Origin of the sequence: Nocardiopsis sp. MG754419 (assembly GCF_018207095.1) — a bacterium.
Classification (GTDB): Bacteria; Actinomycetota; Actinomycetes; order Streptosporangiales; family Streptosporangiaceae; genus Nocardiopsis.
The window spans coordinates 1-7193 of sequence record NZ_QOCZ01000215.1; the positions used below are offsets into that span (position 1 = coordinate 1).

The following is a 7193-nucleotide window of genomic DNA, read 5'->3' on the forward strand; positions in this document are numbered from 1 at the left end:
CCCACCAGCGCAGCCCCTACGACACGGGAGCCCACACACGCCCCGAGTACGACACCGGCACCCACCAGCGCAGCCCCTACGACACCGGAGCCCACACACGCCCCGATCAGGGCATGCCGAACGGTCCGGGCGACACCGGACGATTCGACACCCCCGGTGCCACGGGGGCGCTCGGTGTGCCCGGTGGCCCCGGTGTGCCGAACGGCCCGACGGGTGTGCCCGGTGGGCCCCAGGGTCCGGGTGGCCCCCTCGGTCCGGGCGGCCCGGGCCTGCCCCCCGGCGGCAACGCCCCGCTGTGGGAGCGGTTCGAGGACTCCGGCCATGGTGCTCCGCAGCAGCCCCCGCACCCGCAGGGCGGCCCGGGACTGCCTGCGCAGCCGACCGGCGGATACCCCGGCGACCTCGGGTACGGAACCGGTGCCTACCCGGCAGGACGGTTCGGGGGTGGGCTTGCCTACGGTGAGTCCTACGGCGAGCGGCCTCCCCAGCCCACCGATCCCTTCGGACGACCGTTGGGCCCGGGCGACCGGCAGGGACCGGGGCCGAACGGCCCCGGAGTCCCGAACGGCTCCGGCGCCCCGGGGGGCGCAGGTGGGTACTCGGACATGCTGGGCGGCGACTTCCCGACCCCGGACTACGGCTATCCCCCGGTGGAGGACTGGCGTCCGGGCGGTGACCAGCAGGGCGGCAGGCCACGCCATGGCCGCCCCGCTCCCCGGCCCGGCCCGGGACCCTACGGCGAGGAGCCCCCGTCCGGTTACGGCCAGGAGTACTACGAGGGCGGCTACGAGGACGGCCGCTTCCACTGACGTCACTCCCGGTACCGACGGTACGGGACCAAGAGTGACCCCGACCGTCGGCTGGTCGGCACGACGACGCGTCCATCGCTTCACACCACCGAGGTGGCGGGAAACCCCCCGCCACCTCGGTTTTCGTTTTGTCCGGTTTACCGCACCCGGCGTGTGAAGCCGAGAAAATGGTTACCAAGACCACAACAGTACGTCACACAGCGTCACGAATAGTGACTACAGTTAGTGATAGAACATGCACCCTTCGAGGTGCCGCCGTTGTCTCGCGCGCCGCCGCGCATCCCCGTCGACCGATGTCGCCGTCCCTGTGCGCGGGCGCGCCCACCTGCTTGGTCCAACCCGAACGGAGTAACCATGCGCAACGACGCCCAGGGAGCACCACCCGGACCGCCGGGAGACGCCTCCCCCCGGACCGGGACCCACACGGATCGCAAGGGCATCGCCGCCGACGTCGGCGCCTCCCTCGTGGTCTTCCTGGTCGCCGTCCCCCTGTCCCTGGGGATCGCCGTCGCCTCCGGCGCCCCCCTCATCGCCGGCATCATCGCCGCCGTCGTCGGTGGGATCGTCGCCGGACTGGTCGGCGGATCGGTGGTCCAGGTCAGCGGCCCGGCCGCGGGTCTGACCATCATCGTCGCCGACCTCATCATGACCTACGGCTGGCGGGTGACCTGTCTGATCACCCTGCTGGCCGGCCTGGTCCAACTGGCCCTGGGGGCCTTCCGCATCGCCCGGGCCGCTCTGGCCGTCTCCCCCGCCGTCGTCCACGGCATGCTCGCCGGGGTGGGCGTGACCATCGCCCTGGCCCAGCTGCACGTGGTCCTGGGCGGCGCTCCCCAGAGTTCGGCCCTGGCCAACATCGCCGACCTGCCCCAACAGATCGCGCACAACCACACCGCCGCGGTCGCCGTCGGCGTCATCACCATCGCCATCATGTTCGGCTGGAACCGGTTGCCGGCCATCGGCAAGGTGCGCCCCGGCCTGATCCCCGCCGCACTGGTCGCGGTCGGCACCGCCACCGTCATCGCCACGGTGGGCCGGTGGGAGGTCGAGACGGTCGCCCTGCCCGCGTCCCTGTCCGAGGCGTGGAACGGGCCCGCCCTGCCCGAGTCCGGGCAGTGGCACGGCATCGCCTTCGCCGTGGCCGCCGTGGCCATGGTGGCCAGCGTGGAGTCACTGCTCGCGGCGATCGCCGTGGACCGCCTGCACAGCGGCCGCCGGGTCCAGCTCAACCGTGAGCTGTGCGGCCAGGGCGCCGCCAACACCGTCAGTGGTGCTCTCGGCGGGCTGCCCGTCGCCGGAGTGATCGTGCGCAGCACGGCCAACGTGCGCGCCGGCGCCCGGAGCCCGCTCTCCACGATCCTGCACGGTGTGTGGATCCTGCTCTTCGTCGCGTTCTTCGCGCACGTGGTCGAGCTCATCCCGATGCCGGCACTGGCCGCGCTGCTGGTGTTCATCGGTGTGCAGATGGTGTCCCTGGCCCACCTGCGCGACCTGCGCCGCCACCACGAGGCCAGCGTGTACCTGGTGACCCTGTCCGGTGTGGTGTTCCTGGGTCTGCTGGAGGGGGTGTTCATCGGCTTCGCGTTGGCCATGATCGTCTCCCTGCGCCGACTGACCAAGCTCACCGTGATCACCGAGGAGCGCGAGGGCCGCGTGCACATCACCGTGGACGGTTCCCTCACCTTCCTGGGGGTCCCGCGCCTGGCGCACGTGCTGCGCACCGTCCCCGAGGGGGCGCGCGTCGACCTGGACCTGCACGTGGACTTCATGGACCACGCGGCCTTCGAGGCCATCCATGCCTGGCGGGTCGACCACGAACGCACCGGCGGCAGCGTCGACATCGACGAGGTCCACGAGAAGTGGTACGCCCGCAGCTCCACCCGGTCGGCGCCGGCCGCCAAGACCGTCCCCCGGGGCCGTTGGTGGGCCCCCTGGAACATGCGGGTCCGCAGCCGGGCCAAGGAGGAGGTCAACGCGCTGGGCATGCTCACCGCCGGCGCCCGTGAGTACCACGCCGGCACGGCCGACCGGATGCGTTCGGTCATGAGTCGGTTGGCGCTCGGGCAGCATCCGACCGCGCTGTTCATCACCTGCGCCGACTCCCGGGTGGTGCCCAACCTCATCACCGCCAGCGGCCCCGGTGACCTGTTCACTCTGCGCAACGTCGGCAACCTGGTGCCCGCCCACGACGACCCCGACGGTTCCGTGGGCGCGGCGGTGGAGTACGCGGTCAACGTGCTGGGGGTGCCCTCCATCGTGGTCTGCGGGCACTCGCACTGCGGTGCGATGCAGGCCCTGCTGGACAAGACCCACCAGGAGCCCGAGGCGATGGAGACCACCCACATCCGCCGGTGGTTGGCCCGGGGTGAGGGGAGCCTGCACCGGGCCCGCGCCGATCAGGGGGACCTGTCCGGGCTGCCCTCCGCCGAGGCGCTGCGCCGTCTGGCCCAGGCCAACATCGTGGAACAGCTCGGCAACCTCCGGGGCTACCCTGCGGTGCGCGAGAAGGTGGAGTCGGGCGAGCTGACGCTGTCCGGCATGTACTACGACCTGGAGACCGCCAGGGTCCACCTTCTCGACGCCGAGAGCGGGGAGTTCACACCGGTGCAGGGTGTGCAGGACGTACCCGAACCGGTCCCGTCACAACGTCAGCCGGAGGCCGAGTCGTCGTCGGGGGTGTCGTCCCGCCCATCCTCCTGAACGCCTGATGCCTGGTACATCGCGAGCAGGATGATCGCGACGATCGCCAGGATCGGCAGACCGAAGAGGATCACCCAGACGGCGGTGGAGTCGAACAAGAGTCACCCATTCCAGTGAACGCGGATGCCCGTCGGGCCCCTGACCCCGGTCAGACCCGCGGGCGTTCGCACTCCGGGGACCGGAGCGCATGGGCCAATCTACCGTCGCCATAGGTGTTCGGACCATCACCACCGGGCGGTATCGCCGTATCCCTCGCATCACGACCGGCATCACGCGTCACAGGGTGAACCGGAGGTGTCGGGTGGCCGTGCGCCACCGGCCCCGTCGGGTGGTGGGCCGGTGCGTGACGCACCGGAGCGGGCGCCGTCTCACGGGGCGGCGCTGCCCCCACTTCCGACCTCGGCGTGAGCCGAGGCGATGCCGGTCCGTGGGTACTCGATGCGCTCACCGGGGCCATCGCCGTCCGCCGACACCTGGTCTCCGAGCGCGGGAACGGCGGCCGGTGGCGTCGACTCACCGGTACGCGCGGAGCACCGGCACGGTCGGCTCTCGGCGCTGGGGCACGGGTCGACGTGGAAGAGGAGGGAGTCGGCCGGTAAGCCGGATTCTGTCGGGTCCTGACGGACCGGACGGTCATCCATCTGGGGCCACCGTTACCGGCGACCTCGGTGCGGTCTACCCGCGGACTCGGGCGGGCCGCCCTCGAACATCCGCGCGGGAACCCGAAGGTTCCCTTTTTGACCTTGCTCCGGGTGGGGTTTACCCAGCCGACCGGATCACTCCGGCCGCTGGTGGTCTCTTACACCACCGTTTCACCCTTACCACCGCGAGCGGTGGCGGTCTGTTTTCTGTGGCACTGTCCCGCGGGTCGCCCCGGGTCGGTGTTACCGACCACCCTGCCCTGTGGAGTCCGGACTTTCCTCGAACCCGCGTCGTGCGCGGGTCCGCGACCGTCTGGCCGACTCCCCCTCTGAACGTCAGTCTAGCCCCTTCAGATGGGCGGTGTCGTTGAGGGAACGCACCACCTGCGGGCCGTCCGCGTAACAATCCACCTCGGTCAGGCACGCCGTGTCCAGATGCATCCGGTACAGCGCCTCGATGGGGGCGAGCATCGCCTGTTGGACGCAGATCTTGATCGGGGTGACGTGACCGACCACCAGCACCCGACGGCCCCGATGGCGCTTCAGCAGGGCGTCGCGGGCCGCGCCGACGCGGAGGGCCACCGCCGCGAAGCTCTCGCCCCCGGGCGGACCCGTGTCGGGGTCCGCCAGCCAACGTTCGACGTGCCCGGGGTCGCGCTCGCGGGCCTCGGCGAAGGTCAGCCCCTCCCAGACCCCGAAGTCGGTCTCCACGAACCCCTCGTCCTCCTCCACCGGAAGGCCGAGGAGATCGGCCGCGTACCCGGCGGTCTGCCGGGTACGCAGCAGCGGGGACGACACGATCACCTCGATGCCGGTGTCGGCCAACCGGTGCGCGGCCGCCCGGGCCTGGTCGTGACCGCTCTCGGTGAGGGGGATGTCACCGCGGCCGGCGAACCGTCGCTCGACCGACAGCGGTGTCCGGCCGTGCCTGAGCAGGTGCAACCGGGTCGGCTCGGTGTCGGGCGCGCCCCAGCCACCGCTCATTCGGCGGCGGGGACGTTCAGACCCGACTCCTCGGTGCGCACCAGGATGCGGCGGCAGTCCTCGCAGCGCACCACCTCGTCGGCGGCGGTCGCGCGGATCTCGTTGAGCTCGACGGTGCTCAGCGCCAGCTTGCAGCCGTTGCAGCGGCCGTAGCGCAGCGGCGCGGCGGCCACGCCGTCGTACTGGGCCCGCAGCTTGTCGTAGAGCTTGAGGAGTTCGCCGGGGATGTCGGCGGCCACCCGCTCGCGGTCCTGGGTGAGACGAGTGCGGTCCCACTGGATCTCCGCGGCGGCGGTGTCACGGCTGGCCACGACCGTCGTGTACTCGGCGACCGCGGCCTCGCGCTCCTGGCCGAGACGGGTGACCTCGGTGTTCACCGACTCGGCCTCCTCCATGACCTCCAGGACGATCTCCTCCAGCTCGGCCTGGCGACGCCCGAGCGACTCGATCTCCGACTGGAGGTTCTGCAGGTCCTTGGCGTTGGTGATCACGCCCGACTCCAGGCGCTTGCCGTCGCGTTCGGCGCGGGTGCGCACCTGGTCGACGTCGCTCTCGGCCTTGCGCTGGTGGCGCTCGACGTCGGAGGTCCTGGTCTGCGCGGCGATGAGTTCGGCCTCCAGCGCGTCGGCGCGCTGCTTGAGCGCGACGGCCTCGGCGATCTGCGGCAGCGTGTGGAGACGGTGGTCCAGGCGCTGGAGTTCGGTGTCGAGCTCCTGGAGGTCGAGGAGTCTGGCCTGCGCGGCGGGTTCGGCTTTCACTTGGGGTCTCCTGAAAATCGCGGTTGGGAGGCCGGGGAGGGCCGCCCGCGCCCTGTGCAGTTGTGATCGGCGTCGTGGGTCCTACACGTGACGGAAGGTCTGTGACCAGGCGTCCGTCACGGTGGTCGACACGTGGATCTCCACGTTAGCCCCATTCGGGCCGCCCGCGCGCCCGAGCGCGTCGTCCAGGTGCCGCGCACCGTCGGCCAGCCACGGCCACTCGCTCGCGAAGTGCGCGGTGTCGATCAGCGCGGGGCCGCCGGCCTGTTCCACGAACTCCGACGCCGGGTGGTGACGCAGGTCGGAGGTGACGTAGGCGTCGACCCCGGCGGCGCGGGCCGCTCCCAGCAGGGAGTCGCCGGCACCCCCGGAGACCGCCACGGTGGTGACGAGACGGTCCAGGTCACCGGCGACGCGGATGCCCGCGGCGGTGGCGGGCAGCTCCCGGGCGACCTGGTCGGCGAAGTCGCGCAGCACGAGCGGGGCGGGGAGTTCACCGATACGGCCGATGCCGCGCCGCCCCTCGGGGTCGGTGGTGTCGGGGTCCAGTGGACGCAGTGGTCCGGTGACCCCGACCGCGCGGGCGAGGGCGTCGGAGACGCCCGGCGCGGCGGTGTCGGCGTTGGTGTGCGCGGTGTACAGGGCCACACCCGAGCGGATGAGCCGGTGCACGATCCGCCCCTTGGGGGTGTCGGCGGCCACGCTGGTGACCCCGCGCAGCATCAGCGGGTGATGGGTGATGATGAGGTCGACGCCCCGGGTGAGGGCCTCGTCGACGACGGCGTCCACGGGGTCGACCGCGAACAGGATCCGGTCCACCGACTGCGCGGGATCCCCACAGACCAGGCCGACCGCGTCCCAGGAGGCCGCCCAGGAGGGCGGGTAGATCTCCTCGAAGGCGGTGACGACGTCGGACAGGGTGGTCGGCTGCGCGGTGGAGGTGCTCACGGCCACGAGACTAACGCTCTCAAGGACCGACCACGTACGCGCACACGCCTGGGATGTCGGACCGGGAGCCGGGGACGTGGAGACGCTCGGCGACCTCGGGCGGCGCCTCCCGGGCGCCCGCGGCGCCCGGGGGGCGAGCAGGACCGCGGAGTGCCGGCGGACCGGGTCGACGGTGTCGGCGCCGGGTCGGAGCCGACAGCGTGCGTCGTCCGGTGGGACGACGGGATCGGGGCAGGGACCCGTACACCCGGTGGCACACCTCCTGCGCGGACGAATGGAGGGTGACCGTGTACCGGTGGGCGCCGCGGACGCAGTGCCGAAGAAGAGAGGTCGCCGAGGGGCGGGCGGGGCCC

The 7193-nt window shown here is 71.9% G+C and carries 5 protein-coding genes, 1 other RNA gene and 1 pseudogene; 2 read left to right on the forward strand and 5 right to left on the reverse strand.

The genetic code is table 11. The features are described 5' to 3' along the window. Both DSY14_RS25985 and DSY14_RS25990 read left to right on the forward strand, forming a co-directional pair. A pseudogene (locus tag DSY14_RS25985) lies at positions 1 to 809 on the forward strand (hypothetical protein); the annotation flags it as partial. A 354-nt stretch (positions 810 to 1163) separates the two neighbouring features. Then, on the forward strand, positions 1164 to 3509 hold the full coding sequence (locus DSY14_RS25990) for a bifunctional SulP family inorganic anion transporter/carbonic anhydrase (protein ID WP_211719248.1): 2346 nt from the start codon (positions 1164 to 1166) through the stop codon (positions 3507 to 3509). Here DSY14_RS25990 and DSY14_RS25995 read toward each other — a convergent pair. The 5 genes from DSY14_RS25995 to DSY14_RS26015 form a co-directional block, all read right to left on the reverse strand. Further along, positions 3458 to 3607, reverse strand: a complete 150-nt coding sequence (locus DSY14_RS25995) for a hypothetical protein (protein ID WP_211719249.1) — start codon at positions 3605 to 3607, stop codon at positions 3458 to 3460. The two genes, DSY14_RS25990 and DSY14_RS25995, sit on opposite strands and share 52 nt — an antisense overlap. Positions 3608 to 4089: 482 nt before the next feature. Next, positions 4090 to 4475, reverse strand: an RNA gene (rnpB, locus tag DSY14_RS26000) — RNase P RNA component class A. An 11-nt stretch (positions 4476 to 4486) separates the two neighbouring features. Then, complete coding sequence (locus DSY14_RS26005; RefSeq protein ID WP_211719250.1) at positions 4487 to 5134, reverse strand: histidine phosphatase family protein; 648 nt, start codon at positions 5132 to 5134, stop codon at positions 4487 to 4489. Then, positions 5131 to 5892 carry a zinc ribbon domain-containing protein gene (locus DSY14_RS26010; protein ID WP_211719251.1) on the reverse strand — a complete coding sequence of 254 codons (762 nt, stop codon included), beginning with the start codon at positions 5890 to 5892 and terminating at the stop codon, positions 5131 to 5133. Before DSY14_RS26010 ends, DSY14_RS26005 begins: the two co-directional genes overlap by 4 nt. 81 nt (positions 5893 to 5973) lie before the next feature. After that, on the reverse strand, positions 5974 to 6846 hold the full coding sequence (locus DSY14_RS26015; protein WP_211719252.1) for a Nif3-like dinuclear metal center hexameric protein: 873 nt from the start codon (positions 6844 to 6846) through the stop codon (positions 5974 to 5976). Positions 6847 to 7193: the final 347 nt, after the last annotated feature.

Coding starts and splice junctions, on each gene's coding strand:
- DSY14_RS25990 (WP_211719248.1), top strand. CDS start 1,164: ATGCGCAACGACGCCCAGGGAGCACCACCCGGACCGCCGGGAGACGCC.
- DSY14_RS26005 (WP_211719250.1), bottom strand. CDS start 5,134: ATGAGCGGTGGCTGGGGCGCGCCCGACACCGAGCCGACCCGGTTGCAC.